At 67.6% G+C, this 23,896-nt stretch carries 29 protein-coding genes and 1 pseudogene; 17 read left to right on the top strand and 13 right to left on the bottom strand.

Going from position 1 to position 23,896, the window contains the following annotated elements:
• The first annotated feature begins 59 nt into the window (after positions 1-59).
• Positions 60-500 carry a universal stress protein gene (locus ABID97_RS21050; protein WP_055799091.1) on the top strand — a complete coding sequence of 147 codons (441 nt, stop codon included), beginning with the start codon at positions 60-62 and terminating at the stop codon, positions 498-500.
• Here ABID97_RS21050 and ABID97_RS21045 read toward each other — a convergent pair.
• A pseudogene (locus ABID97_RS21045) lies at positions 487-1,162 on the bottom strand (RluA family pseudouridine synthase). The gene ABID97_RS21050 and the pseudogene ABID97_RS21045 overlap by 14 nt on opposite strands.
• Before the next feature lie 67 nt (positions 1,163-1,229).
• Between ABID97_RS21045 and ABID97_RS21040 the strand changes: the two are divergent.
• Positions 1,230-2,498 (top strand): MFS transporter, encoded by a 1,269-nt coding sequence (locus ABID97_RS21040; RefSeq protein ID WP_354400499.1) that lies wholly within the window; start codon positions 1,230-1,232, stop codon positions 2,496-2,498.
• Positions 2,499-2,519: 21 nt separating this feature from the next.
• Here the strand turns inward: ABID97_RS21040 and ABID97_RS21035 are convergent, their stop codons facing one another.
• From ABID97_RS21035 to ABID97_RS21025, 3 genes are read right to left on the bottom strand one after another with little or no spacing between them, the layout of a single operon-like run.
• Positions 2,520-2,801, bottom strand: a complete 282-nt coding sequence (locus tag ABID97_RS21035; RefSeq protein ID WP_354400498.1) for a 2Fe-2S iron-sulfur cluster-binding protein — start codon at positions 2,799-2,801, stop codon at positions 2,520-2,522.
• Positions 2,798-3,094, bottom strand: a complete 297-nt coding sequence (locus ABID97_RS21030) for a VF530 family protein (protein ID WP_354400497.1) — start codon at positions 3,092-3,094, stop codon at positions 2,798-2,800. Before ABID97_RS21030 ends, ABID97_RS21035 begins: the two co-directional genes overlap by 4 nt.
• The gene (locus ABID97_RS21025) at positions 3,091-3,240 is read right to left on the bottom strand and encodes a hypothetical protein (protein ID WP_015866429.1); all 150 of its coding nucleotides are present in this window, start codon (positions 3,238-3,240) and stop codon (positions 3,091-3,093) included. Before ABID97_RS21025 ends, ABID97_RS21030 begins: the two co-directional genes overlap by 4 nt.
• Before the next feature lie 93 nt (positions 3,241-3,333).
• Here ABID97_RS21025 and ABID97_RS21020 point away from each other — a divergent pair, with 93 nt between their 5' ends.
• Together ABID97_RS21020 and ABID97_RS21015 are read left to right on the top strand one after the other, a co-directional pair.
• Positions 3,334-3,852: a GNAT family N-acetyltransferase gene (locus ABID97_RS21020; RefSeq protein ID WP_354400496.1), complete on the top strand. Its 519-nt coding sequence runs from the start codon at positions 3,334-3,336 to the stop codon at positions 3,850-3,852.
• Between the two features lie 104 nt (positions 3,853-3,956).
• Positions 3,957-4,865, top strand: coding sequence for a DUF808 domain-containing protein (locus tag ABID97_RS21015; RefSeq protein ID WP_354400495.1), 909 nt, complete (start codon positions 3,957-3,959; stop codon positions 4,863-4,865).
• A gap of 7 nt (positions 4,866-4,872) precedes the next feature.
• On the opposite strand, the gene ABID97_RS21010 is transcribed toward ABID97_RS21015, so the two are convergent.
• Together ABID97_RS21010 and ABID97_RS21005 are read right to left on the bottom strand one after the other, a co-directional pair.
• Positions 4,873-5,076: a hypothetical protein gene (locus tag ABID97_RS21010; RefSeq protein WP_354400494.1), complete on the bottom strand. Its 204-nt coding sequence runs from the start codon at positions 5,074-5,076 to the stop codon at positions 4,873-4,875.
• Between the two features lie 29 nt (positions 5,077-5,105).
• Positions 5,106-6,305: a YncE family protein gene (locus ABID97_RS21005; RefSeq protein WP_354400493.1), complete on the bottom strand. Its 1,200-nt coding sequence runs from the start codon at positions 6,303-6,305 to the stop codon at positions 5,106-5,108.
• 107 nt (positions 6,306-6,412) lie between these two features.
• Here ABID97_RS21005 and ABID97_RS21000 point away from each other — a divergent pair, with 107 nt between their 5' ends.
• From ABID97_RS21000 to ABID97_RS20990, 3 genes are read left to right on the top strand one after another with little or no spacing between them, the layout of a single operon-like run.
• Complete coding sequence (locus tag ABID97_RS21000) at positions 6,413-6,685, top strand: DUF2164 domain-containing protein (RefSeq protein ID WP_354400492.1); 273 nt, start codon at positions 6,413-6,415, stop codon at positions 6,683-6,685.
• A gap of 52 nt (positions 6,686-6,737) precedes the next feature.
• Entirely contained in the window at positions 6,738-7,169 is a 432-nt protein-coding gene (locus tag ABID97_RS20995; RefSeq protein ID WP_354400491.1) for a hypothetical protein, read from the top strand.
• Between the two features lie 57 nt (positions 7,170-7,226).
• Positions 7,227-8,024 carry an enoyl-CoA hydratase/isomerase family protein gene (locus ABID97_RS20990; protein ID WP_354400489.1) on the top strand — a complete coding sequence of 266 codons (798 nt, stop codon included), beginning with the start codon at positions 7,227-7,229 and terminating at the stop codon, positions 8,022-8,024.
• On the opposite strand, the gene ABID97_RS20985 is transcribed toward ABID97_RS20990, so the two are convergent.
• Entirely contained in the window at positions 8,025-8,687 is a 663-nt protein-coding gene (locus tag ABID97_RS20985) for a glutathione S-transferase (RefSeq protein ID WP_354400487.1), read from the bottom strand.
• Positions 8,688-8,727: 40 nt separating this feature from the next.
• Positions 8,728-9,195, bottom strand: a complete 468-nt coding sequence (locus tag ABID97_RS20980) for a Fur family transcriptional regulator (RefSeq protein ID WP_354400486.1) — start codon at positions 9,193-9,195, stop codon at positions 8,728-8,730.
• 108 nt (positions 9,196-9,303) lie between these two features.
• Here ABID97_RS20980 and ABID97_RS20975 point away from each other — a divergent pair, with 108 nt between their 5' ends.
• The 6 genes from ABID97_RS20975 to ABID97_RS20950 all read left to right on the top strand — a co-directional run bounded on the left by ABID97_RS20975 (position 9,304) and on the right by ABID97_RS20950 (position 14,797).
• Positions 9,304-9,969: an alpha/beta hydrolase gene (locus ABID97_RS20975; protein WP_354400484.1), complete on the top strand. Its 666-nt coding sequence runs from the start codon at positions 9,304-9,306 to the stop codon at positions 9,967-9,969.
• A gap of 46 nt (positions 9,970-10,015) precedes the next feature.
• Positions 10,016-10,327: a putative quinol monooxygenase gene (locus tag ABID97_RS20970; RefSeq protein ID WP_354400483.1), complete on the top strand. Its 312-nt coding sequence runs from the start codon at positions 10,016-10,018 to the stop codon at positions 10,325-10,327.
• 153 nt (positions 10,328-10,480) lie between these two features.
• The gene (gene gshA / locus ABID97_RS20965) at positions 10,481-12,037 is read left to right on the top strand and encodes a glutamate--cysteine ligase (protein WP_354400482.1); all 1,557 of its coding nucleotides are present in this window, start codon (positions 10,481-10,483) and stop codon (positions 12,035-12,037) included.
• 199 nt (positions 12,038-12,236) lie between these two features.
• Positions 12,237-12,617, top strand: coding sequence for a response regulator transcription factor (locus tag ABID97_RS20960; RefSeq protein ID WP_354400481.1), 381 nt, complete (start codon positions 12,237-12,239; stop codon positions 12,615-12,617).
• 104 nt (positions 12,618-12,721) lie between these two features.
• Positions 12,722-13,648 carry an SDR family NAD(P)-dependent oxidoreductase gene (locus ABID97_RS20955; protein ID WP_354400479.1) on the top strand — a complete coding sequence of 309 codons (927 nt, stop codon included), beginning with the start codon at positions 12,722-12,724 and terminating at the stop codon, positions 13,646-13,648.
• A 12-nt stretch (positions 13,649-13,660) separates the two neighbouring features.
• A complete protein-coding gene (locus tag ABID97_RS20950) occupies positions 13,661-14,797 on the top strand; it encodes an alpha/beta fold hydrolase (protein ID WP_354400478.1) in 1,137 nt (378 codons plus the stop codon).
• Here the strand turns inward: ABID97_RS20950 and ABID97_RS20945 are convergent.
• Positions 14,784-15,143: an HPF/RaiA family ribosome-associated protein gene (locus tag ABID97_RS20945; RefSeq protein ID WP_354400477.1), complete on the bottom strand. Its 360-nt coding sequence runs from the start codon at positions 15,141-15,143 to the stop codon at positions 14,784-14,786. The genes ABID97_RS20950 and ABID97_RS20945 overlap by 14 nt on opposite strands.
• Positions 15,144-15,257: 114 nt before the next feature.
• Entirely contained in the window at positions 15,258-15,686 is a 429-nt protein-coding gene (locus ABID97_RS20940; RefSeq protein ID WP_354400476.1) for a CBS domain-containing protein, read from the bottom strand.
• A gap of 242 nt (positions 15,687-15,928) precedes the next feature.
• Between ABID97_RS20940 and ylqF the strand changes: the two genes are divergently transcribed.
• Positions 15,929-16,903 (top strand): ribosome biogenesis GTPase YlqF, encoded by a 975-nt coding sequence (gene ylqF / locus ABID97_RS20935; protein ID WP_354400475.1) that lies wholly within the window; start codon positions 15,929-15,931, stop codon positions 16,901-16,903.
• A gap of 11 nt (positions 16,904-16,914) precedes the next feature.
• Here ylqF and ABID97_RS20930 read toward each other — a convergent pair whose 3' ends face one another.
• Positions 16,915-18,561: a DUF4139 domain-containing protein gene (locus tag ABID97_RS20930; RefSeq protein WP_354400474.1), complete on the bottom strand. Its 1,647-nt coding sequence runs from the start codon at positions 18,559-18,561 to the stop codon at positions 16,915-16,917.
• A 202-nt stretch (positions 18,562-18,763) separates the two neighbouring features.
• Between ABID97_RS20930 and ABID97_RS20925 the strand changes: the two genes are divergently transcribed.
• Positions 18,764-19,204: a PaaI family thioesterase gene (locus tag ABID97_RS20925; protein ID WP_354400473.1), complete on the top strand. Its 441-nt coding sequence runs from the start codon at positions 18,764-18,766 to the stop codon at positions 19,202-19,204.
• Between the two features lie 248 nt (positions 19,205-19,452).
• Positions 19,453-20,655 (top strand): ammonium transporter, encoded by a 1,203-nt coding sequence (locus ABID97_RS20920; RefSeq protein WP_354400472.1) that lies wholly within the window; start codon positions 19,453-19,455, stop codon positions 20,653-20,655.
• Between the two features lie 2 nt (positions 20,656-20,657).
• Here ABID97_RS20920 and ABID97_RS20915 read toward each other — a convergent pair whose 3' ends face one another.
• On the bottom strand, positions 20,658-21,830 hold the full coding sequence (locus ABID97_RS20915) for a Fic family protein (RefSeq protein WP_354400470.1): 1,173 nt from the start codon (positions 21,828-21,830) through the stop codon (positions 20,658-20,660).
• Positions 21,831-21,976: 146 nt separating this feature from the next.
• Between ABID97_RS20915 and ABID97_RS20910 the strand changes: the two genes are divergently transcribed.
• A complete protein-coding gene (locus ABID97_RS20910; RefSeq protein WP_354400468.1) occupies positions 21,977-22,912 on the top strand; it encodes a M14 family metallopeptidase in 936 nt (311 codons plus the stop codon).
• A gap of 76 nt (positions 22,913-22,988) precedes the next feature.
• Here ABID97_RS20910 and ABID97_RS20905 read toward each other — a convergent pair whose 3' ends face one another.
• On the bottom strand, positions 22,989-23,864 hold the full coding sequence (locus ABID97_RS20905; RefSeq protein WP_354400466.1) for a hypothetical protein: 876 nt from the start codon (positions 23,862-23,864) through the stop codon (positions 22,989-22,991).
• Between the last annotated feature and the right edge of the window lie 32 nt (positions 23,865-23,896).

Raw genomic sequence — 23,896 nt, 5'->3', positions numbered from 1 at the left:
TCGAGGGACGGTTCGGTTGCGAGCCGCGCCTGTCCGCGAACGATAAAGTGAGGTCCGCCATGTTCAATCACATCCTGGTTCCGATCGACGGCTCCGAAACTTCCATGCTCGCGGTCAGCAAGGCCAGCGGCCTGGCGCTGGCGTTCGGAAGCCGGATCACGCTGATCCACGTGATCGACAACTATCCCTTCATCGGCGTGGGGGCGGACTATGCATTGGGGCAGAACGAATACCTGGCGGCGGCCACGGCCAGTGCGAATGCAGCGCTGGCACGCGGTGTTGCGGCGCTCGCGGCCGAAGGCCTGCACAGCGACCAGCGCGTGATCGACGGGCACGTGGTGCACGAAGGCATCGTCGACACCGCCATTGCCATCGCGGCCGACCTGATCGTCATGGGTTCGCACGGCCGCAGCGGCATCGAGAAGCTGCTGCTCGGCAGCGTCACGCAGCGTGTGCTGCAGGACGCGCCCATGCCGGTGCTGGTGGTCAAGGGCGGCTGAGCGCGAAGTCCGGCGCGCGCTCGAACCGAAGAGGCTGTTGCGTCGCGGGATGCACGAAGCCCAGCTCGCTCGCATGCAGCAGCAGGCGCGGCGCACGCGCCTGGACTTCTTCACTGCCGTAGAGCGCATCGCCCAGAATAGGATGGCCGATCGAGAGCAGGTGCACGCGCAATTGATGCGAACGTCCCGTGAGCGGCTCCAGCTCCACGTGCGTGGCCGCGGCGTTTGCTGCCGGCGATGAATGCATTGCCCGCCAGCGCGTGATGCTGGGCTTGCCCGCCGGGTCGACTTTCTGCAGCGGACGCCGCGGCCAGTCGGCCATCAGGGGCGTATCGATCACCGACCACTCGTCTTTCACGGGCATCGCGCCATCGACGATGGCTTCGTACCGCTTGTGCACCCGGCGCTCGGCAAAGGCATCGCCCAGGGCCCGCCTGCATGGCGGCGCCGCGCGCCATCAGCACGAGGCCGCTGGTGGCCATGTCGAGCCGGTGGACGATCAGTGCATCGGGCCACTGCCGCATGGCGCGCGCGCTGAGGCAATCCTGCTTGTCTTCTCCGCGCCCGGGCACGCAAAGCAGGCCGGCGGGCTTGTTCAGCACCAGCAGGTGTGCGTCCTCGTAGACCAGGTCGATGGCGGCGGCGGCGTCGGTTTGCGGCATGGGTGGCCAGAGTGTAGAGAGCCCGTGCTCATGCGCGGCTCATGGTGCCTCGGCTATCCTCGAACGAATGTCAGGCCCCGCCTCCGCTCCTGCTTCCCGGCCGCCGAGCTTTTCCGAACTCACGCGCGAACGCCCGTTCATGCGGATGTGGGTGGCCCGCCTCTTCGGCACGGCGGCCTCGCAGATGCTCCTGGTGGCCATCGGCTGGCACATGTACGAGCTCACCGGCAGCGCCTGGGACCTCGGGCTCGTGGGCCTCTACCAGTTCGTTCCCGCGCTGTTGCTCGCGCTCCTGGCCGGGCACGTGGTCGACCGCCATCACCGCGGGCGCATCGTCGCGGCCTGCTTCGCGGTGCAGGGGCTGGTCGCGCTGGTGCTGCTGCTTGCGGTGCTGCAGCGCTTCGATTCGCGCGGCCTGCTGCTCGGCCTCTCGCTGGTGCTGGGCGCGGTGCGTGCCTTCCAGATGCCGGCGCAGCAGGCGCTGACGCCGCTCCTGGTACCGCCCACCATGCTGCCGCGCGCGATGGCCTTCAGCTCGGCCGGCATGCAGGGCGCGATCATCGGCGGGCCGGCCCTGGGCGGGCTGCTCTTCGTGGCCGGCATGCAGGTGGTGTACGGCGCCAGCGTGCTGTGCTTCGCGGTGGCTTGCACGCTGGTGTTGCGGCTGCGCTATGCCCATACGCCGGCCGCGCGCGAGCCGGTCACGCTGGCCACCGTGTTCGCCGGGGTCGATTTCATCTGGCGGCGCAAGCCCGTGCTCGGCGCCGTCTCGCTCGATCTGTTCGCGGTGCTGCTGGGTGGCGCGGTGGCGCTGTTGCCGATCTACGCCAAGGACATCCTGCATACCGGCCCCTGGGGACTCGGCCTCTTGCGCGGGGCGCCGGCGGTGGGAGCCCTGGTGATGTCGATCGCGCTCACGCGCCGCCCCATCGAGCGCAACATCGGCCGCACGCTGCTGATGGCGGTGGGGCTCTTCGGGCTGTGCATGGTGGTGTTCGGCATCTCGCGCAGCTTCGCCATCTCGCTGATCGCGCTGGTGGTGTCGGGCGGTGCCGACATGGTCAATGTGGTGATCCGGCAGACCCTGGTGCAACTCGAGACGCCTGATGCGATGCGCGGCCGCGTGAGCGCCGTCAACTCGATCTTCATCGGCGCCAGCAACCAGCTGGGCGAGTTCGAATCGGGTGCCACCGCAGCGCTGCTGGGACCGGTGGGCTCGGTGGTGCTGGGCGGCGTCGGCACCATGATGGTGGCGCTGGGCTGGTTCAAGCTGTTCCCGTCGCTGGCGCAGCGCGACCGGCTGGTGGTGGCGATTCCTTCGGCGGCCGCCAAGTAGCGCGAAGCGGTGCGGTGTTCTTCAGAAGACCGAGAACGCCTTGGGCACATCGATCGTGAGGTCGCCTTGCGCCTCGGCCACGCAGGGCAATATCCAGCCCTCGGCCTTTTCCTCGGCGCTCAGGCCGGGCCATTCGATGACGTGGCGGATGGCGCCCGACACCAGCTGGCAGATGCAGGTGCGGCAGGTGCCGTTGCGGCAGGAGCTCGGCATCTCGATGCCGGCCGCCTCGGCCGATTTGAGGAGCGTGGTGCCGGGCTCGGCCTCGAAGGCCAGGCCCGACGGTTCGAGTCGAACCCTCATCGCGCGGGAGGCTGCTGCTGTTGCTCGCGGCGCTGTTCGCGCAGCATGAAGAGATAGAGGCTCTCGACCTTCTCGCGCGCCCAAGGCGTCTTGCGCAAAAACTTGAGGCTGGAGCCCACGCTGGGGTCGATGGCGAAGCAGCGGATGGGAACGAGCTCCCCGAGCTGTTCCCAGCCGTAGTGCTCGGCCAGCGCCGTGACGATGGCCTCCAGCGTGAGCCCGTGCAACGGATTGCGCGGCTGCGCCGGTTTGGCGGGCGCCGGTGGCGGCACCGCCGGTGCCTCGTCGGTCACTTGTTCTTGAGCTTGCCGCGCGGAATCACCGCCGTGGTGATCGTGCGGACGGGCTCGATGCCGCCGGTGCCCACCGGCTTGGGCGGAGAAGTGTCCTTCTTCGGTTTCTTGGCTTCCTTGTTCGCGCGTTGTTGACCTTTGGCCATATCGACTCCTTTTGATGCTGCGTATGCGGCGTAAGTAGCGGGCAGTTTAGCGGTGCGGCGACAATACCCGGTTCCATCTGATTTTCCGCATCCATGTCCGATTACGAAGTTCGCCCCGCCACCCTGCGCGACGCCAAGGCCGTCGCCGAAGTCCACGCCCTGGCCGCCAAGGCCGCCTACGAAGGCATCCTGCCCGAAGAAGAGCTGCGCCTGCTGGCTCCCGCGTCGCGCGAAGCCAAGTGGCGCGAAGCCATCGAGTTCAGCGAGCCGCAGGTGCAGGTGGCGGTGCTCGACGACGAGATCGTCGGCTTCGTCGGTTTCGACCGCTCGCGCGATCCCAAGACGCCGTCCACCACGGGCGAGATCTGGGCCATCTACGTAAAGCCCGAGCATTGGGGCAAGGGCATCGGCGTCGCCCTGTGGGACGCCGCGCGCGAAGGCCTGGAGGAAGAGGGCTGCACCACGGTCACCGTGTGGGTGCCCATTCGCAACGACCGCGCCATGCGCTTCCACGAGCTCGCCGGCTTCAAGCGCGAAATGAAGACGGCCAAGACCACCGCGCTGGGCACGGTGCGGGTCGAAGAGATCCGCCTCAAGCGCAGCGTCGCCTGACACCGCGGCCGCCCCTGGCGGGGCTGCCGCGTACGGGTATTGCCGGCGCGGACGGCGCTTGCGGCTAAGCTCGCCGGTTCTTTTTTCCATACCGACCCTTGCTCATGGCCACCAGCCTGCTTCTGCTGCTCGACGACATCGCGACCGTCCTGGACGACGTGTCGATCCTCACCAAGGTGGCCGCCAAGAAGACGGCCGGCGTGCTCGGCGACGACCTCGCGCTCAATGCGCAGCAGGTTTCCGGCGTCAAGGCCGAGCGCGAAATCCCGGTGGTCTGGGCCGTGTGCAAGGGCTCCTTCGTCAACAAGCTCATCCTGGTGCCCGCGGCCTTGGCCATCGGCACATGGCTGCCGTGGCTGGTGACGCCGCTGCTCATGGTGGGCGGCGCATTTCTGTGCTTCGAGGGCTTCGAGAAGCTCGCGCACAAGTTCCTGCACAAGCAGGCGCACGACGCCGACACCGCCCGCCACGAGCGGGCCGTGGCCGACGAAACCGTCGACGTGGTAGCGGTCGAGAAGGACAAGATCAAGGGTGCCGTGCGCACCGACTTCATCCTCTCGGCGGAAATCATCGCCATCACGCTGGGCACCGTGCAGGGCCAGTCCTTCGTCACGCAGCTCACCGTGCTCGCGGGCATCGCGCTGATCATGACCATCGGCGTCTACGGGCTCGTGGCCGGCATCGTGAAGCTCGACGACGCCGGGCTCTACCTGAGCCGGCAGGCCAGCAAGGCTGCGCAGGCGCTCGGCCGCAGCATTCTGGCGGCGGCACCTTGGCTCATGAAGGGGCTGTCGATTGCCGGCACCGCAGCCATGTTCCTGGTGGGCGGCGGCATCCTCGTGCACGGCGTGCCTGCGTTCGGCCACGCGGTCGAAGACTGGGCCAAGGCCACGGGCGGCGTGTTCGGCGCGCTCGGGTCGATGGGGGTGAACGCAGGCGTCGGCATCGTGGCCGGCGCCATCGTGCTGGCGTGCGTGGAGCTCGCCGGCAAGCTGCGCGGCAAGAAGGCCTGAGGCCCCGTTACTTGCCCCGTTTGAAAAGGCTGACCGCCACCAGCGCCACGCCCAGCGCCAGCGCGAACCAGCCGACCAGGTAGGCGCCCGCGACCATGTCGAACCAGCGCGTGCCTTGCAGGAAGCGCGGACCCAGCAGGACGGCGGCGCCGATCGCCAGGCAGAGAATGCCGCGTTCCAGCGTGCGGAGTGGTCGTTTGGGTTGCGCCATGGCGTTGCGGTTCAGCTCGGTTCGCGGGGTCAGTGCGACATTGTCCCGCGCATGGCGGCCGGATGTCCCTGCAGCTGGAACGACTTGCCCGTGGGCACCAGCGTGTCGCCGTCCACGCGCAGGATCGTGATGTCCTGGTCGATGAAGTTGCCCACGTACAGGTATTGGCCGTCGGCGCTCCACACGGCGCCTTCGGGCAGGCCGCGCACCACCACTTCGTTGGCGCGCGTCACCTTCTTGCCGTCGATCTTCAGCAGCACCACCGAGCCATTGCGGTTGTAGAAATAGGCGTTCTTGGCGGCGTTGCTGCCGCGCAGGAGCACGGCCACGGCATGGCGGCCCGTGGGGCTCACGGCCAGGCCCTCGGGGCCGTCGCCCACCACCACCTTGTCGACCACGCGCGGCGGCACGGCTTCGAGGTCGATCACGCTCACGGTGTCGATCTGTCCGTCCGACGCGCCCGAGTTGCCGTTGTCGGCCGTGAGCGCGAGCTTGCCGTCCGGCGTCACGTCGACGTTGTAGGGCCAGAGGCCGGCCGCGAGGTCCACCTTGTTGTAGCTGACCTTCTCGCCGTTCACCTCGAGCAGCGCGATCTTGTGGGTCGGGAACTTGGCCGCCAGCGCGCGCTTGCCGTCGGGCGTGAAGCGCACGTGCGCCACCGAATCGTTCATGGCCACCGTGTCGATCAGCGTCACCTTCTTGCCCGCGATGCGCAGCACGCTGACCGAGTTGTCGGCGCGGTTGGCCACCAGCGCAAGGTCGCCCGCGCGGTTGATCGACATGCCCGAAGGCTGCTTGCCCACGGTGAGCGTGTCGATGAGCTTGGGCGGCGTGGTGGTCAGGTCGATCACGAAGAGGCGGTTGTCGGGCACCTGCTTGCGCACGCCGTTCTCCTCGACCACGTTGAGCGAGTTGGCCACCAGCGCCAGCGTTTCGCCCGGCGTGATCGCAAGATTGGTCGGGGGGCCGGCGATGGTGTTGTCCAGCTGCAGCGTGCCGACGAGCCGGGGTGCGAGCGGGTCGGTGCCGATGTCCAGCACCTGCACCGTGTCGCGGCCCATCGGGCCCAAGATGACGGCGCCGGCATCGCTCCACGACTGCTTCTCGTCGTTCGCCACCAGCATCAGCTGGCGCTGTGGAGCGGTGGGCGTGAGGTTGGTGCAGCCGGCAAGGGCGGCCAGGGCCAGGGCGGTCGAAATGGCCGTCGACAGGGCCGTGCTGAATTTCATGAGGCGTCTCCGTGTTGTAGGTCTTTGTGCAGCGGGCCGCTCGCGCCCGCAGCGCATGGTAGCGGCACAATCGACCGGCCCATTCAAGAACCGTGGAACAGTCCGCAATGACCATCGAAATATCCAGGGAAGCGCGCCAGCAGGCCATCGCCTCGATCGAGCGCTACTTCAACGAGAACATGGACGAGAAGATCGGCAACATCGCGGCCGGCGCACTGCTCGGGTTCTTCCTGGAGGAGGTCGGCCCCCTGGTCTACAACAAGGCCGTGGCTGACGTGCAGGAGCGCCTGCAGTCGCGCATCTCGGAAGTCGATCTCGAAGTGCACGAGGACGAATTCCAGTACTGGCGCAAGTTCGACCGGCAGAAAAAAGGCAAGTAGGCGTGGCGCCCGCCACGCAAAGTTGCTTCCAGACGTTGCAAAATCCAGAGCCATGCAACCACACCGCCCGACCCACCTCCTGGCCGCTTCGCGCTTGACGCTGCGCACCTTCGTCGCCGTGCCGCTGCTCTGCCTGGCCGCATCCATCGCCGGCGCGCAGCAGGCGCCCTCCGACTTTCCGATGGATTCCATGGGCTACCTGAACGAGGAACTGCCTCGCATGGAGGCGGCCATCGCGGCCAGGGACCGCAGCTTCTTCCACGGCGCAATGGCGCGCACGGTGCAGTTCTCGGAGCGCTGGGGCTTCAAGGCGCAGGCCAATCCCGACCTGGCCAAGTACCCGATGTGCACCGACGCGGTGATGGACTACGTGGTGGTCGGCATGTGCAAGCTCAACCCCTCGGGCGACGGGTGCGAACCCGGGTTGGCGCAGCGCTTCGATGCCAACGTGCAGCGCTGCCGCGACATGGCGGCGCGAAAATAAGCCTCCCGTCGCTCGACGCAAGAATGTCCTCGCGATAACGCGAGGCGGAGACACGCCATGGACTACGCCCGTTACCAGACCCTTGCCATCACGCGCCGCGGCACCGGCGACGCGGTGCTCGACATCCAGATGCGCGCCGCCAACGGCAAGCTGCCCACGGCGGGCCATGACGGCCACCGCGAACTGGCCGAGATATGGCGCGACGTGTCGGCCGACGACACGGTGCGCTGCGCGGTGCTGCGCGGCGAAGGGCTGGGCTTCTCGGGCGGCGGCGACCTGGCGATGGTGCAGGACATGACCACCGACGACACGGTGCGCCAGCGCGTGTGGAAGGAAGCGCGCGATCTGGTCTACAACCTCATCAACTGCGACAAGCCCATCGTGAGCGCCATGCACGGCCCGGCCGTGGGCGCCGGGCTGGTGGCGGGGCTCCTTGCCGACATCTCCATTGCCGCCAAGACCGCGAAGATCGTCGACGGCCACACGCGCCTGGGCGTGGCCGCGGGCGACCACGCAGCCATCGTCTGGCCTCTGCTGTGCGGCATGGCCAAGGCCAAGTACCACCTGCTGCTCTGCGAGCCGGTGAGCGGGGAGGAGGCCGAGCGCATCGGCCTGGTGTCGCTGGCGGTGGACGAGGCCGACCTGCTGCCGCGCGCCTACGAAGTGGCCGACCGGCTGGCGGCCGGCAGCCAGAGCGCGATCCGCCTCACCAAGTACGCGCTCAACAACTGGCTGCGCCAGGCGGGGCCGACCTTCGATGCGTCGCTGGCGCTCGAATTCATGGGCTTTGCAGGCGCCGACGTGCGGGAGGGCGTGGCCTCGCTGCGCGAGCGGCGGGCGCCGAACTTCGGCTGATCAGGCGGGCGGGTAGGCCACGCCGCTTTCGCCGGCGTTCCACGGTGCGTATTTGCGCATCGCACGTTCGAACAGCGGCGAGCCCGTCCAGCCCGAGAGCCAGGCGCGCAGGTTCGGCCAGGGCTCGCCCTCGAACCACGCGGGTTCCACCATCGCGAATTGCCGCACGAACGGCACGATGGCGGCATCCGCCAAGGAAGCACGCGCACCGAACAGCTGGCCGGTGTCGGCGAGCCGCGCATCGAGGTGCAACAGGAACTGAGCGCCCCGTCCGCGCGCATCGGTCGACAACCCGGCGAAACGGCCCGGGTACTTGTAGCGGTCGAGCTGCAGCTTGAAATTGCCGTCGCATTCGGCCACGAGCGCGAGCATGGCGGCCAGCGTTCCAGCGTCGGGCTCCAGCCATCGCAGGGGGTCGTTGCGGTGCAGGGTCCACCGCATGATGTCCAGGCTTTGCTCCAGCACCGCTCCGTCGGGCAGCACCAGCACGGGCACGGTGCCCTTGGGCGAGGCGGCAAGCATCTCGGCCGGCTTGTTCTTCAGCACCACTTCGCGCAGCTCGCAGCGCTCGCCGCTTGCGGCCATTGCCAGCCGCGCGCGCATCGCATAGGGGCAGCGGCGAAAGCTGTAGAGAACGGGCAGGCCGGGTGGTTGCAGTTGCATCGCGCAGGACTTCATGCCGGGGAGCGCTGAAAGCCGGATTTCAGCCCCTGCATTCCCCGCAGGTGCCGTGCAGCGTGAGCGCGGTGTGGCGGGTGTCGATGCCTTGCTTGCGCAGCTCGCGGCCCAGGCGGCTCATCACCTTGGGGAGCTCGGGATCCGATGGAAGCGCGAGCACCTTGTGGCACTGGTCGCATTCGAAGATGTGGCCCGAAGCGGCTTCCACGTGGCGCGAGAAGCGGTTGACGCGATCGGCGCCCACGCGGCGATCGCACAGGCCCGCTTCCACCAGGCGGTCGAGCACGCGGTAGATGGTCACGCGGTCGGGCGCCTCGCCAGCGGCGGCGGTGTAGGCGGCCACCATGTCGTCGTGCGTGAGCGGCTGCGAGGCGCGTGCGAGCAGATCCAGCACGGTTTGCGCAGCGCGCGTCACGCGCAGGCCACTCTGGCGCAACAGGGTTTCGCTGTCGGGCGCGTTGGAGGCGGGCGAGGGCTTCGGATGCAGGCTCATGGGTTCTTTGCGGAACCGCCATTGTGTTGCATTCCGTGAGTCCGCGTCCCGGCCGTCCCGAATGCGCTAAGGTCTGGTTTTCGCGTCCCTGAATACCTTCTACCGACCATGTCCCGTTCCCCGATCGAAATCGAAACCGCTCCCCATCCCACCGCCACGGTGATCGTGATGCACGGCCTGGGTGCCGACGGCAACGACTTCGTGCCGATTGCCAACGAACTCGAGCTCTCGAGCGTGGGCCCGGTTCGCTTCGTGTTTCCCAATGCCCCGGTCATCCCCGTCACCATCAATGGCGGCTACCAGATGCCTGCCTGGTACGACATTGCCGTGGCCGACCTGGCCGCGCGCGAGGACGAGGCAGGGCTGCGCCGTTCGCAGGCCACCATCGAGACGCTGATCGCCAACGAGAAGGCCCGCGGCATCGCGGCGGGCCGCATCGTGGTGGCGGGTTTCTCGCAAGGCTGCGCCATGGCGTTGATGACCGGCCTGCGCCACACCGAGCGGCTGGCGGGCATCGTCGGCCTTTCAGGCTACCTGCCCATTGCCGCCACCACCGCGGCCGAGCGGCATGCCGCCAACCACGAGACGCCGGTCTTCCTGGCCCATGGCCGGCAAGACCCCGTGGTGCCGCTCGACCGGGCCCTGCAATCGCGCGACGCGCTCATCGCGCTCGGCCATCCCGTCGAGTGGCACCAGTACACGATGGCGCACTCGGTCTGCATGGAAGAAATTGCCGACCTGAACCGGTTTCTTCTGCGCGTGCTGGCATCCTGACGCTTTCGGGCCCTCACGCATCCGCGGCAACAAAGGAGACAACGCAATGATCCTCGTCATCGGACACGCCATGGCGAAACCCGAAACCCTGCAGGCGATGCTGGCCATCAGCGTGGAACATGTGCTGCGCTCGCGCACCGAACCCGGCTGCATCTCGCACGAGGTCAGCGCGGACGTGCAGCAGCCGCTGCGGCTCAGCTTCGTCGAACGGTGGAGCGACATGGCGGCGCTGAAGGCGCACTTTCGCGTCGAGGCTTCGCGCGCGTTTGCCAAGGCAATGGCCGGCATGGCCGACGGCATGCCGCAGATGTCGGTCTACCAGTCGGAAGAGATCGACCTCGCGGCGGGACGCGGCTGATCCTCTGATCCTGCCCGCAGGCGGAACCGATGAGCGCAGCTATCAAAACCGTAGCGCGGCGCAGGATAGCGGAAGACGGGATTCCCTGCGCCAGCAATGCCCGCGCGGCCGTGCTACCTTCCAGCCCCTCAGAGAATGACGGGTCATAACAATATGAGCAGCAGATTGCAGGAGAGGTTGGGTGCAATCCCGACCACGCGGTTGAAGGGAATGCGCCGCGGCATCGAGAAGGAAAGCCTGCGCGCGCTCCCGGACGGCAAGCTTGCGCTCACGCCGCACCCGATCGCACTGGGCTCGGCCCTGACCCACCCGCACATCACCACCGACTTCAGCGAGTCGCAGCTGGAGCTCATCACCGGCGTGCACGGGGGCGTCGAGTCGGCGCTCGAGGAACTGACCCGCGTGCACCAGTTCACCTACCGCGTGCTCGACACGCTGGGCGACGAGCGGCTCTGGGTGTCGAGCATGCCCTGCGGCCTGCCGACCGATGAAACCATTCCGATCGGCCGCTACGGTTCCTCCAACGTCGGCCGCGCCAAGAGCGTCTACCGCATGGGCCTGAGTCACCGCTACGGGCGGCGCATGCAAACCATCTCGGGCATTCACTACAACTGGTCGCTGCCCGACGTGTCGAGCGAACAGTATTTCGCGCTCATCCGCAACTTCCGGCGCCACGCCTTCCTGCTGCTGTACCTGTTCGGCGCCTCGCCGGCGCTGTGTTCGAGCTTTGTCGCTGGCCGCCCGCACGAGCTGCAGCCGCTGGGCGACGGCAGCATGTTCATGCCGCACGGCACGTCCTTGCGCATGGGCCGTCTCGGCTACCAGAGCGATGCGCAGGCCTCGCTGGCAGTGAGCTACAACAGCCTGGAAGGCTATGCCGCCTCGCTGCAGGACGCGCTCACGCGGCCGTGGCCGGGCTACGAGGCGATCGGCATCCAGAACCTCGGCGGCGACTACAACCAGCTGGCCACCAGCCTGCTTCAGATCGAGAACGAGTTCTACGGCACGATCCGCCCCAAGCGCGTGATCAACCCCGGCGAGCGCCCGCTGCATGCACTGCGGGAGCGCGGGGTCGAATACGTCGAAGTGCGGCTGATGGACCTCGACCCCTTCGAGCCGGTGGGAATCAATGCGCAGACGATGCGCTTTCTCGACGTCTTCCTGCTGCAGTGCCTGCTCAGCGACAGCCCGGTCGACACGCCGCAGGAAATTGCCGAACTCGCCCACAACCAGCATCTCACCGCCGCATGCGGGCGCGAGCCCGGCCTCAAGCTCCTGCGCAGCGGGCGCGAGGTGCCATTGACCGATTGGGGCGTGGAACTGGTCGAGCAGTGCCTGCCGATTGCCGCGGCGCTCGATGCCGCGAACGGCGGCACGCAGCATGCCGACGCGGTGCGCGCGGCGCTTTCCGCCTTGCAGGACCCCGACAGCCTGCCTTCGGCGCGCGTGCTGGCCGCCATCGAGGAGCGGCACGGCAACTCGTTCATCGGCTTCGTGCGTGCACAGTCCGAGCAGACCCGCACCACGCTGCTGGCGCTGCCGTTCTCGGACCAGCAGAAGGCCGAGTTCGAGCGCATGACGGAAGAATCGATCCAGGAGCAGAAACGCATCGAGGCCGCCGACACCATGCCCTTCGAGATCTACCGCGAGCAGTACGTTTCGCCGGCGCGCCTGGGCATCGGCCGCGGCCGGATGGCCGTGGCCGCCTGAGCCCTGCCTGTCCTGCGCGTTCTCACCGCCTCACGGTCCGCCTGACGACAGGCGCGGGGGCCGATGGCCTACAGGCATTGGCCAGCATGACCCACTGCGGGCGCCGCTTCGGAGGCGACCATGGGTCCATGCACCGCGCAAGCTCCCGTTTCCCCCTTTGTCCCGTATCCCGTCCCCTGTCCCGGCCAGAGATTCCGGTATGACTTTCAAGGCCTATCTCGTCGAGGACAGTGCCCTCATTCGTGACAACCTCGTGGGGTTTCTTCACGACGTTGCCGACGCGGACGTCGTGGCCTGCGCCAGCAGCGAGGAAGAGGCGGTGCACTGGCTGCGCCAGCACCGCGACGACTGGGACCTGACCATCGTGGACCTGTTCCTGGCGCGCGGCAACGGCCTCGGCGTGATCAAGGCTTGCCGCAACCGCAAGGCCAGGCAGAAAGTGGTGGTCTTGAGCAACTACGCCACCGCCGACATGCGCCAGCGTTCCGCGCAACTGGGCGCCGACGCCTTCTTCGACAAGTCGGCCGAACTCGACCAGCTGGTCGCCTATTGCGAGACGCTGCGTCACGCCCGCGACTGAGCGGATGAACGCGCGGCCTGACCGGCGCGCGTTTCTGGGGTAAAACGCCACGCGGCCGCCATGGCCGCACAACCCCCATCCAGGCAAAGCAGCGAGAGCGACACATGAGCAACAGCACCATCGATTTCAAGGACCGCGTGGCCATCGTGACCGGCGCGGGCGGCGGCCTGGGCCGCCAGCATGCACTGGCCCTTGCGGCGCGCGGCGCCCGGGTGGTCGTCAACGACCTGGGCAGCGCCAGCGATGGCTCCGGTGCCTCGGTGAGTGCGGCGCAGGCCGTGGTCGACGAGATCGAGGCCGCGGGCGGCGAGGCCATGGCCAATGGCGCTTCGGTGACCGACTTCGACGCCGTGCAGGCCATGGTCAAGCAGGCGACCGACGCCTGGGGCCGCGTCGACATCCTGGTCAACAACGCCGGCATCCTGCGGGACAAGAGCTTTGCCAAGATGGAACTGGCCGATTTCAGGCTCGTGGTCGACGTGCACCTGATGGGCGCGGTGAACTGCACCAAGGCCGTCTGGGCGCTCATGAACGAGCAAAAGTACGGCCGCATCGTCATGACCACGTCGTCCTCCGGGCTGTACGGCAACTTCGGCCAGAGCAACTATGGCGCCGCCAAGCTCGCGCTGGTGGGCCTGATGCAGACGCTGAGCATCGAAGGCGCCAAGAATGACATCCGCGTCAACTGCCTCGCACCCACCGCGGCCACCCGCATGACCGAAGGACTGATGCCGCAGGAAGTGCTCGATGCGCTCCGGCCCGAGGCCGTGGTGCCGGCCATGCTGGTGCTGGCCTCCGAGGACGCGCCGAACCGCACCATCCTGTGCGCGGGTGCAGGCACCTTCGAGGCCGCGCACATCACGCTGACGCAGGGCGCATGGCTCGGTATCGGGCCGGACACGCCGGAGCAGCTCGCCGCACGGCTTTCCGAAGTGACGTCGCGCGACGGCGAGGCCGTGCCCCAGAGCGGCACCGCGCAGGGCAGCAACGAAGTCGGCAAGGCCATGGCTGCCAACGCGAAAAAAAGCTGACGCGAAATCCCCATGACCCTCGCCGAAATCGCCCCCCTCCTGCTGCCGGAGGGCATTCGCTCGCGCCAGGTCGACAACGGAAACGGCCTGTCCATGCACGTGCTCGAGGCTGGCTTCGACACGCCCGGGCGCCCTTGCGTGCTGTTGCTGCACGGCTTTCCGGAACTGGCCTACAGCTGGCGCAAGGTGATGTTGCCGCTGGCCGAGGCGGGCTTTCACGTGGTCGCACCCGACCAGCGCGGCTACGGCCGGACCACGGGCTGGCGGCAGGGCTACGAAGCCGGGCTGGACGAGTTTCGCCTGCTCAACCTCGTACGCGATGCGGCGGGGCTCGTGTCGGCGCTCGGCCACCAGACCGCGGCGGTGGTGGGCCACGACTTCGGTTCGCCGGTGGCGGCCTGGTGCGCATTGACCCGTCCCGACGTGTTCCGCTCGGTTGCGTTGATGAGCGCGCCGTTCCCGGGCCCGCCGGCCGCCGGGTCGGCACCCGTGTTCGCAGAGGCCACCCGGCACCTGCTCGAGGGCCTGGCTGCATTGCATCCGCCACGCAGGCACTACCAGTGGTACTACTCGGGGCCAGAGGCCGATGCCGACATGCGGCATGCACCGCAAGGGCTGCATGCCTTTTTGCGCGGCTACTACCACCACAAGAGTGCCGACTGGCCGCAGAACCGGCCGTTTCCGCTGGGCGCCATGAGTGCCGGCGAACTGGCCCGCCTGCCCACCTACTACGTGATGCGGGCCGACCAGACCATGGCCGAAACGGTGGCTGCCGAAACGCCCTCGGCCGAACAGATCGCCGCCTGCCGATGGCTGCCCGAAGAAGAGCTGGCCGTGTACACCGCCGAGTACGCGCGCACCGGCTTCCAGGGCGGACTGCAGTGGTATCGCTGCGGAACGGGCGGGGACTACATCCAGGAAATGCAAGCCTGGTCGGGACGCACGATCGACGTGCCCGCGTGTTTCATCGCGGGCCGCAGCGACTGGGGCGTGTTCCAGAAGCCTGGCGACTTCGAAGCCATGCAGGCAACGGCCTGCACGCGGTTGCGCGGCGTGCACTGGATCGAGGGCGCGGGGCACTGGGTGCAGCAGGAGCAGCCCGCCGAAGTGAGCCGCCTGCTGCTGGATTTTCTGGCTACTCCGCGATAAAGCCGGTGTCCTTGCGGATCGAGTCGCGGTCGCGATGGTTGTTGAGGCGGCCGAGCGTGTTGTCGATCAGGCGCTTGAGCTTTTCGGCCGCGCCGCGAAAGGCCTCGTCGAGGCTGGTGGCATGCTGCGTCACCACCAGCGGCTGGTGATGCGCAAGGCGTGCTTCCATCACGCAGCACTTGTCGCCGGCGCCGGTCTTGTCGTGGTTCTCGTCGCTCAGATGCACTTCGACGCGGGTGACGTCGTCGACGAAACGGCTCAGCTGCTGCTTGATCTCCGTGTCCGCCCAGCGCTCCAGCGCGTCCTTGTTGTTGACGCCGTTGCTCGTGTTGACCTGAATCTGCATGCCATGTCCCTGCTGATGGATGAACGAGCCCCTAATGTGCGCCCTAAACGGTGACCCTGCGCGTAGGCGTGTTCCCCACGCGCCGGCCGGGCCCGGTCCGGGTTCGGGGTCTGCCTAGCTCTGGATATAGCTGGTGAGCTGGTCGATGGTCTGCTCGTGCTCGCTGATGATGTCGTCCATCAGGTCCTGGATGGAGATCATGCCGACCACCCGGGTGCCGTCGACCACCGGCAGGTGGCGGAACTTGCGCTGGCTCATGAGGGCCATGCAGGCGCGCGTGCGGGTCTGCGGCGTGACGGTCATCACGTCGGGCGTCATGATCTCGGAGACCTTCATTTCCTTGGAGTTCTTGCCTTGCAGTGCCACCTTGCGGGTGTAGTCCCGCTCGGACAGGAAGCCCACCAGGCGGTCGCCGTCCATCACCATCAGGGCGCCCACCTCGAAGTGCGCCAGCGTGGCCAGGGCATCGAACACGCTGGTGTCGGGCGAGGTGCGCCAGGCCGCGGAATCATGGCGCTTGAGAAGTTCGGAGACGGGTTTCATCGCGGGAGCTCCATCAGGAAGGTTTCGATCCGGCCGGCGCGCCGATGCGCCGCACTCGCTCAAATGATAGGGGCGATGGCCGGTGGAATCGCCCCCCGCGATGCAAAAACCTCTAGGGGATTGTGCGCGTGCGGCGCACTGCGCGCCCACGCGAACTTAGGTGTCGGTGCCGGCACGCGACAATACCCTCCCGGGCTTCGAGCCCCACCCTCCCAGACAGAGCGAAGAAAGAGCATCCATCGATGGCGATCCAGTGGTTCCCCGGGCACATGTACACGACCCAGAAGGCCATCACCGAACGGGTGAAGGACATCGACGTGGTCATCGAGCTGCTCGATGCGCGGCTGCCGGGCTCCAGCGCCAACCCGATGCTGGCCGAGCTCACGGCCGGGCGGCCCTCGCTGAAAGTGCTCAACAAGCAGGACCTGGCCGATCCGGCGCGCACAGCGCTCTGGCTCGCGCACTACAACGCCTTGCCCGCCACGCGCGCCATTGCGCTCGATGCGAGCCAGGCCACGCCGGCGCAAGCCATCGTGCGCGCCTGCCATGAGCTCTCGCCCAACCGAGGCGGCATGGCCAAGCCGATGCGCGTGCTGATCTGCGGTATTCCGAACGTCGGCAAGTCGACCCTCATCAACACCCTGACCGGCAGCCGCAAGGCCAAGACCGGCGACGAGGCCGGCATCACCAAGCTGGAGCAGCGCATCACGCTGGCCGACGACTTCTACCTGTGGGACACGCCCGGCATGCTGTGGCCGCGCATCGTGGTGCCCAAGAGCGGCTACAACCTGGCGGCCAGCGGCGCCGTGGGGCGCAATGCCTTCGACGAGGAAGAAGTGGCGCTGGAACTGCTCAACTACCTGAAGGCGCACTACGCGGAAGGCATCACCGCGCGATTCAAGCTGGCCGAGCATGACGCTGTCGCCATCGCCGCCATGAAGGACGAGGAAGTGCTCGACCTCATCGGACGCAAGCGCGGCGCGCTGCTGGGCAAGGGCCGCGTCAACCTGCAGAAGGCCGCCGAGATCGTGATGCACGAGTTTCGCGCCGGCAACCTCGGCCGCGTCACGCTCGAAACGCCTGAAGAGTTCACGCAATGGCTGGCCGAGGGCCAGCGCATCGATGCGGAGCGTGCGGCCAGGAAGGCGGCGCGGGGCAGCAAGAAACGCAAGCCGGGCGCCGAGCCCGCCGAAGGCCAGGCGCCCGAGCCGCACTGAGTTGCGCGCGCTCAGCGCATCTGCAGCCGCGCGTCCTTCGGGTAGCTGATGGTGTAGTCGGCCGCCACGCGCGCAGTCTTGCCCGCGTCCAATTCGAAGCTCCACATGGCGAGCCCCGGCTGCTTGTTCCAGGCCAGCTCGCCGGGCTGGGGCGAGAACTGCGCGGCCACGCGCACCTGCTCGTCGACCGAGACCGGCGCCGCTTCCAGCACCTGCACCGCGATGGGTGTGCGGTGGCGGTTCTCCACCACGTAGGCGCGCTGGACCTTGCGCTCGGCGCGCGAGCCCACGAACCCGCCCGTGCCCTGGCTGTCCTGCTCGGGCTCGGGTTGCACCCGAACCAGTTCGTCGCGCCCGAAGGAGAGCGTGAGCTTTGCGTCGCTGGGTGCGTTCCAGCGGCCGCTGCCGACGAAGTTGCCGTCGCGGTAGAGCTGCAGCGCACCGGCCGGCCACACGCCCGCGGGCTGGGCGAGCTCGGCGACCAGGAAGGCGCTGGCATCGACGCGCGGGCTGGTGCGCGCGGCGAGCTTTGCGGTGTCTTCGTGCTGGCCCAGCGCCAGCGTGACGCGCTGTCCGTTGGAGGGCACGTCGATGCTCTGCGGCACCGCGAATTCGGTCGCAAAGCTGTTGTCGAACACGTTCACGTCGAAGAGCGGCTGCGCAGCCTCGGCCATCACACGCTTGTCGGCCGACGCCATGGGCGCAGGCGCAGCCATCATGCCCCCCTGGGCGGGGCTCGCGGGCGCACGCTGCGGCGGCTCGATGCCGATGCGCCATGCGCCAGGCGTGCGGCCCGCGGTTTCGCGGCGTGGCTGGCCGGTGGAGAGCACCAGCGTCACGCCGCGCCAGTCTTCGCCCGTGGCCTGCGCCACCAGGGCCTGGCGCTCGATGCGCACTTTTCGCGTGGCGGTGTCGAGCAGTGCGCGGTAGGTGGGCGTCCAGCCAGGGCCGTTGACCTGGTAGCTGAGCTTCACGTCGGCATCGGCGCTGGCGGCGAGCGTGACGGTCACGGCCACCACCTGCGCGCCGTTGCCCTGCGTGCGCGTGCGCTCGGCCAGCAGCGGGTTGAGCTGGCGGTCGATGTCGGCCTGCCGGCGCTGGATCTGGTGCTGCTTGAGCAGCGACTCCTGTCCGGTGCGGCGCATCGCATCGGCTGTGGCGGCGAGGTTGCGCGCATCCAGTGGCGCGCGTGCGCCCTGGGGCGATTCCCCGCCGCCCGAGAGGCCCTTGAGATAGCCCGTCACCATGCCGAGCGCGTCGTTCTCGGCCTGGAGCGCGGCCTTCTGGTCTTCGAGTTCACGGATGCGTCCGTCCAGCGCGCTGGTGGCGCAGCGCGCCGAGAGTTCGCGCGGCACGCTGAGCACCGAGGTCTCGCCCACGCGCACCGATGCGCCGGCCGACACCTGCAGGCTCTGCACGTCGAGCCCTGCGGGCAGGCAGGCGAAGGTGACCGAGCGGCTGCCGGCCGCGATGCGCGCCACCCGCTCCACCGTGGCACTGCCCGGATAGACCTTGACCTGCGTGATGCGCGACGACGCATCCGCACCGGTGCCGACGGCCTGTCCTTGCGCGCCGGCGGCAAGCATCAGCCAGGCGGCTGCGACGGCGACTGCGCGCAGGTCGGACCGGAAGGAAAAAGAAGTGGAGATGGCGTTCATCGGAGCCTCGGTAGTGGATCGTTCCCCGGCTCATACGGCCGGGCCGGCCGAACGGGGTTAAAGCCGGTGCAAAAGAATTGCGCTGTCGCCAAGGCAACTGGCCGGACCCGCCGCGTCGCGGGCGCGACGACGCGTGGCGCGGCTGCTTCGTAGAGTGGCTTTTCCGTTCTCGACGCTTCATCCTTCTTCGCGAAAGACCGCCATGCTCGACACCCTCCAGGCCATCAACAGCACCGCCGCCTTCAATCGCTGGGCTGGCTTCGAAGTCACCCGGGCCGCCGCCGGCGAAGCCGAGGTGCGCATGGCATGGCGCGAGGAAGACATGGGGCAGTACGCCGGGTTCCTGCATGCGGGGCTCATCGGCGCCATGCTCGACACGGCCTGCGGCTTTGCGGCCGCCACGGTGGCGGGGCGGGTGCTGGCCTCGCACTTCTCGGTCAACTGCCTCTCGCCCGCGCTGGGCCGCGCCTTCATTGCGCGCGGCAAGGTGGTGAAGGCCGGCCGCAAGCAGGTGTTCGCGACCGCCGAGCTCTATGGCCAGGGAGAGGGCGACAGTCTCAAGCTCGTCGCGACGGGGAGCGCCATCCTGGTGCCGGTGGAAGAGGCGCCTCCGGCAAAAGTGGCCCCGCGCGCCGGGGCTTGAGCCCGAACAGCGGCCGCAGCCAGCGGGTGATCAGCGTCTGGTGCAGCACGTACCACGGGTACACCGATTCGCTGGCCCAGCGCAGCGCTGTGCTGTTCCGGTGCGCCGTGAATGGTGGTGGCCCCGTTTTGGCTCCGTAACGCACCATCGAAGAGCCTGCAGGCACCATTTTTGCTTTCTTGCTGCGCTGCCCCGCGCAATCCGGGTGCATGCACCAATTCAAACCAGAAAAAATGCAAGAAGCTCCAATGGACGCACTTAAACAGGGCGCTGACGCGCTGTTCATCCTTCTCGGCGCCATCATGGTGTTGGCCATGCACGCCGGGTTCGCCTTTCTCGAACTGGGCACGGTCCGCAAGAAGAACCAGGTCAATGCGCTGGTCAAGATCCTGGTCGACTTCTCGGTTTCGACAATCGTCTACTTCCTGGTCGGCTACGGCGTGGCGTACGGCACGCACTTCTTCGTGAGCGCCACGGAGCTTGCGGCCAGGAGCGGCTATGAGCTGGTGAAGTTCTTCTTCCTCCTGACCTTTGCAGCGGCCATTCCGGCCATCATCTCGGGCGGCATCGCGGAGCGCGCCAAGTTCTGGCCGCAGCTGATCGCCACCGCGGTCATCGTCGGGGTCGTCTACCCGCTCTACGAGGGCATTGCATGGAACAAGGCCTTCGGCATCCAGGCGTGGATCGCCTCCGTCACCGGCAGCGAGTTCCATGACTTCGCCGGTTCGGTCGTGGTGCACGCGGTGGGCGGCTGGCTTGCGCTGCCGGCCGTGGTGCTGCTGGGCGCGCGGCGCAACCGCTACCGTGGCGACGGTTCGCTGAGCGCGCATCCGCCGTCGAACATTCCCTTTCTCGCGCTCGGCGCCTGGGTGCTGTGCGTCGGCTGGTTCGGCTTCAACGTGATGAGCGCGCAGAGCATCGACAAGATCTCGGGCCTGGTGGCCGTCAACTCGCTCATGGCGATGGTGGGCGGCACACTGGCGGCGCTGGCCTTGGGCAGGAACGATCCCGGCTTCGTCTACAACGGCCCGCTCGCCGGGCTGGTGGCGGTGTGCGCCGGCTCCGACCTGATGCATCCACTGGGCGCGCTGGTCGTCGGCGGCGTGGCGGGTGCCATCTTCGTCGCCATGTTCACGCTCACGCAGAACAAGTGGAAGATCGACGACGTGCTGGGCGTGTGGCCCTTGCACGGCCTGTGCGGCACCTGGGGCGGCATCGCAGCCGGCATCTTCGGCTCGCAGGCGCTCGGCGGCATCGGGGGCGTGAGCCTGTGGGCGCAGCTCATCGGCACCTTGATGGGCGTGGCCTGGGCTGCGCTTGCCGGCGCGGTGGTGTATGGCGCGCTCAAGGCCACCATGGGCCTGCGGCTCACGCAGGAAGAGGAGTACGACGGGGCGGACCTGTCGATCCACCATATTTCGGCCACGCCGGAGCGCGAGGTGAATTGGTAGGCTCAGCCGGCGCCGCCTGGCGCGTCTTCGCCCTGGGCACCATGCGTCCATCCGGGCATGGTTACGTAGTAGCGCAGGGCTTTTCCCTGACCCGCCGTGTGGAGCATGCCGTTGCGTACGAGGTCAGACAGGTCGCGCGTGGCCGTTGCCTTCGAGACGCGCACCATTTTCAAGTACTTCTCGACGTTGAGCCCGCCGAGAAAGCCGCCGTCGCCGGCTTCGAGCAGCCTGCGCAGCAGCAGGCGCTGCCGCTCGTTGAGCGCATGCCCCGCATGTCTCGCCCAGAAGCGCGAACGCTCCAGTGAAGACTGGATCAACCGGCTCGATGCAATGCACGCCTGCCCGAAAGCATGGGCGAACCATTGCACGAACGCCGTCACGTCCGTGCCGCCCGACTGGCCCGCGGCCAAGGCAGCGTAGTAGCCCTTGCGGTCCACGAGCAGTTGCCGCGAGAGGCTGAAAAGGCGGGTCGATGCACCGGTGTCTTGGGCCAGCGCCATGTCCGCCACCGCGCGGCCGACACGTCCATTGCCGTCCTCGAACGGGTGGATGGTTTCGAACCACAGGTGCGCAATGGCCGCGCGTGCAATACCGTCCATGCCGGCGTCGCGTGTCTGCGCAAACCACGCGAGAAAGGCATCCATTTCGCACGCGACGGCGGAAGAGGGCGGCGCCGTGTAGTGCACGATCTCCCTGCCGGGCAATCCGCTCACGATCTGCATGGGATCGGCATGGTCCCGGTAGCGGCCCACGGCGATGCGCCGGACGCCCGTCGTGCCTCCAGGAAAGAGCGCCGACTGCCAGCGGCACAGGCGGTCTTGATCGAGCGGCTCGTCGAAATGGGTCGTGGCGTCGTGGATGACCTCGACCAAGCCATCGACATGGCGGTCGGTCGGGCCCGCGTCGCCGGAGCCCAGGCGCCGCATCACCGAGGAGCGAACTGCTGCAAGCTCGAGCCGTTCGCCTTCGATGGCCGCGGTGGCAACGGCCTCCTGCGTCCATAACTCGCGCTCGGTTTCAACCAGGCCTTCCAGGCCGATGGCACGCGCCATGCCATTCACTTCTCCCTTGAGTTCGCGCGCGCGCAGCAGGGCGGGGCTGGCGGCCACTGCGTCGTACCGAAGCCGGGGCCAGTCGGCTTGCTGCCAGGTGTAGAGCGGTGCGGAAGTGGCCATGCGCCGCATTTTATAATAATCGGCTCAAAAGATGATCCGCAAATTCAAAATTGCGGCGCATGAGGTGCCTTAGCGGCATAAAACGCACGGAACTGTCACCTGTAGCAAACTCGCTTGACCCACTCCGACCAAGTTCTCAAACGCGTATGACCCAGACATCCCCCGCCCTCGAAGTCCTCCCGCGCGATCTTTCCGCCTACCGCAAGGGCAACATCGGCATCGACTACGTGCACCGCTTCGAGTCGGGCAAGCCCGGCCCGCACGTGCTGATCAACGCGCTCACGCACGGCAACGAGATCTGTGGCATGACCGCCGCCACGCACCTGCTGGACACGAACGTGCGCCCCAGGATCGGCACGCTCACGGTGAGCTTTGCGAACGTGGAGGCGTACGAGTCCTTCGACCAGGCGCAGCCTTTCGACAGCCGCCAGCTGGTGCACAACCTCAACCGCGTCTGGTCGCCCGAGTGGCTGGACGGCACCGAAGACAGCCCCGAGCTGCGCCGCGCTCGCATGCTGCGTCCGGTGGTGAGCGCGGCCGACCACATCCTGGACATCCACTCCACCAGCCAGCCGGTGATTCCGTTCTGGGTGTACCCGGCATTCGATCGCAATGCCGAGGCGGCAATGGCGATCGGCCGTCCCTCGGTTCACCTCGTGATGCCGGACGGCCTGGGCTCCGGCACCCCGTTGATCCAGCATGGACGCCACGGCCTTCCCGAAGGCAAGGGCGTGGCGCTGGTGGCCGAATGCGGCCAGCACTTCCTGCGCTCCGCGTCCGACCTGGCCACCGCCATCTCGCTCGATTTCCTGGCGCATTTCGGCCTCATCGACAAGGGCCCCACCGTGCCGGCGCCCGGGCCGCAGCGCCGCTTCGAGCTGCTGCAGACGCATGTCATCAAGTCGGAAGGGTTTGCGTTCGTGCGGCCGCTGATCGGCTTCGAGACCTTTGCCAAGGGCGAGCTGATCGCCACCAACGGGCCGGACGAGATCCGCGCGCCGTGCGACGACTGCACGATCTTCATGCCGGCGCAGCGGGTGATCGTGGGGCGCGAGGCGGTTTATTTGACGAAGCCGCTTTGACGACGCCAGGCGACGGCCACCTTCGGCTTTGGCGTTGTCCCGTCTCTGCGCCTGGGGAAATTGGCGCACCCGACGATCACCGTGCGACAGCGTTGGCCCGGGCGTCGCGAATGGCGTTTTCCGCGGCCTGCTGCGCTTGCAAACTGGGCGACTCCTGGGCGAGGGCTTCCTCCGGAGTGCCGGGTGGTTTGCTGATTTCCTTGACGAGGTCGGTCAAATCCGTGTCGTCGTCTCCTCCGCACTGCTCAGGCGGCCGCTTCAAACGGGTGCCATCGAAGTGCCATCCGGCGGGGCCACCCGTGGCGGCCTTGGTGCGCAGCCAGAGCTGTTCCCAGCGCGGAAATGCCGCAGGGTCGCCGCGCGAGGACAAATCCTGCAGCATCCGGTGCAGGGCCACTTGGGTCTCGCGTTTAGCCGGTTGCGTTGAGACGATGATCTCGGCAACCTCGAAAAGTTGTGGCGTCGAGATGAAGTAGCGGCGCCCCATGCGGGTGCGCTGGGCGTCCGGCCCTTCGGGCATGAGGTAGCCCCAGCCGCCGCTTCCGCTGTCGTACCCCAGGATGCAGAGCGCTTCGGCCTGCGTGAAGTGCCGCAGGTCACCGAGTGCGCTTGCAGTGGCCTTTCGGTCGCCGCGCGCCACGATCTGGCTGAACTTGCGGAATTCGGCGTACGAAGCATTCCAATCAGCTTGGCGTGCGGCGTCGACGATGCTGAAGGCCGCGATGACCAGCACGACGCCGCCGGTGAGTCCCGCGATGCTCGCTTTGAGGGTATGGGTCGCGCTGCCTGCGACCACAACTCCTGCGAGGACGACCAACAAGGCCAGTCCAATTCCAAATGGCAAGAGGTACGCGAACCAAAGAGGCAATACGCTCAAGCCGATGACGCACAAACCCGCGAGCACGGGAATGACAGCGAGCCAGATCAGAAAGGACTTGGTTCGGTGTGTCATGCGCCAAAAAAGGGATCGGGAAGGACGGATTC

The organism is Variovorax sp. OAS795, from assembly GCF_040546685.1.
GTDB lineage: Bacteria > Pseudomonadota > Gammaproteobacteria > Burkholderiales > Burkholderiaceae_C > Variovorax.
Note: the sequence above shows the minus strand (reverse complement) of the source record. Positions and strands in the feature narration are given on the sequence as shown.

Coding starts and splice junctions, on each gene's coding strand:
- ABID97_RS21050 (WP_055799091.1), top strand. CDS start 60: ATGTTCAATCACATCCTGGTTCCGATCGACGGCTCCGAAACTTCCATG.
- ABID97_RS20975 (WP_354400484.1), top strand. CDS start 9,304: ATGTCCCGTTCCCCGATCGAAATCGAAACCGCTCCCCATCCCACCGCC.
- ABID97_RS21035 (WP_354400498.1), bottom strand. CDS start 2,801: ATGAGGGTTCGACTCGAACCGTCGGGCCTGGCCTTCGAGGCCGAGCCC.
- ABID97_RS20915 (WP_354400470.1), bottom strand. CDS start 21,830: ATGGCCACTTCCGCACCGCTCTACACCTGGCAGCAAGCCGACTGGCCC.
- ABID97_RS20995 (WP_354400491.1), top strand. CDS start 6,738: ATGCAACCACACCGCCCGACCCACCTCCTGGCCGCTTCGCGCTTGACG.
- ABID97_RS21000 (WP_354400492.1), top strand. CDS start 6,413: ATGACCATCGAAATATCCAGGGAAGCGCGCCAGCAGGCCATCGCCTCG.
- ABID97_RS20970 (WP_354400483.1), top strand. CDS start 10,016: ATGATCCTCGTCATCGGACACGCCATGGCGAAACCCGAAACCCTGCAG.
- ABID97_RS21005 (WP_354400493.1), bottom strand. CDS start 6,305: ATGAAATTCAGCACGGCCCTGTCGACGGCCATTTCGACCGCCCTGGCC.
- ABID97_RS20955 (WP_354400479.1), top strand. CDS start 12,722: ATGAGCAACAGCACCATCGATTTCAAGGACCGCGTGGCCATCGTGACC.
- ylqF (WP_354400475.1), top strand. CDS start 15,929: ATGGCGATCCAGTGGTTCCCCGGGCACATGTACACGACCCAGAAGGCC.
- ABID97_RS20925 (WP_354400473.1), top strand. CDS start 18,764: ATGCTCGACACCCTCCAGGCCATCAACAGCACCGCCGCCTTCAATCGC.
- ABID97_RS21020 (WP_354400496.1), top strand. CDS start 3,334: ATGTCCGATTACGAAGTTCGCCCCGCCACCCTGCGCGACGCCAAGGCC.
- ABID97_RS20985 (WP_354400487.1), bottom strand. CDS start 8,687: ATGCAACTGCAACCACCCGGCCTGCCCGTTCTCTACAGCTTTCGCCGC.
- ABID97_RS20990 (WP_354400489.1), top strand. CDS start 7,227: ATGGACTACGCCCGTTACCAGACCCTTGCCATCACGCGCCGCGGCACC.
- ABID97_RS20920 (WP_354400472.1), top strand. CDS start 19,453: ATGGACGCACTTAAACAGGGCGCTGACGCGCTGTTCATCCTTCTCGGC.
- ABID97_RS20980 (WP_354400486.1), bottom strand. CDS start 9,195: ATGAGCCTGCATCCGAAGCCCTCGCCCGCCTCCAACGCGCCCGACAGC.
- ABID97_RS20960 (WP_354400481.1), top strand. CDS start 12,237: ATGACTTTCAAGGCCTATCTCGTCGAGGACAGTGCCCTCATTCGTGAC.
- ABID97_RS21025 (WP_015866429.1), bottom strand. CDS start 3,240: ATGGCCAAAGGTCAACAACGCGCGAACAAGGAAGCCAAGAAACCGAAG.
- ABID97_RS21015 (WP_354400495.1), top strand. CDS start 3,957: ATGGCCACCAGCCTGCTTCTGCTGCTCGACGACATCGCGACCGTCCTG.
- ABID97_RS20910 (WP_354400468.1), top strand. CDS start 21,977: ATGACCCAGACATCCCCCGCCCTCGAAGTCCTCCCGCGCGATCTTTCC.
- ABID97_RS20950 (WP_354400478.1), top strand. CDS start 13,661: ATGACCCTCGCCGAAATCGCCCCCCTCCTGCTGCCGGAGGGCATTCGC.
- gshA (WP_354400482.1), top strand. CDS start 10,481: ATGAGCAGCAGATTGCAGGAGAGGTTGGGTGCAATCCCGACCACGCGG.
- ABID97_RS21010 (WP_354400494.1), bottom strand. CDS start 5,076: ATGGCGCAACCCAAACGACCACTCCGCACGCTGGAACGCGGCATTCTC.
- ABID97_RS20945 (WP_354400477.1), bottom strand. CDS start 15,143: ATGCAGATTCAGGTCAACACGAGCAACGGCGTCAACAACAAGGACGCG.
- ABID97_RS20940 (WP_354400476.1), bottom strand. CDS start 15,686: ATGAAACCCGTCTCCGAACTTCTCAAGCGCCATGATTCCGCGGCCTGG.
- ABID97_RS20905 (WP_354400466.1), bottom strand. CDS start 23,864: ATGACACACCGAACCAAGTCCTTTCTGATCTGGCTCGCTGTCATTCCC.
- ABID97_RS20930 (WP_354400474.1), bottom strand. CDS start 18,561: ATGAACGCCATCTCCACTTCTTTTTCCTTCCGGTCCGACCTGCGCGCA.
- ABID97_RS21040 (WP_354400499.1), top strand. CDS start 1,230: ATGTCAGGCCCCGCCTCCGCTCCTGCTTCCCGGCCGCCGAGCTTTTCC.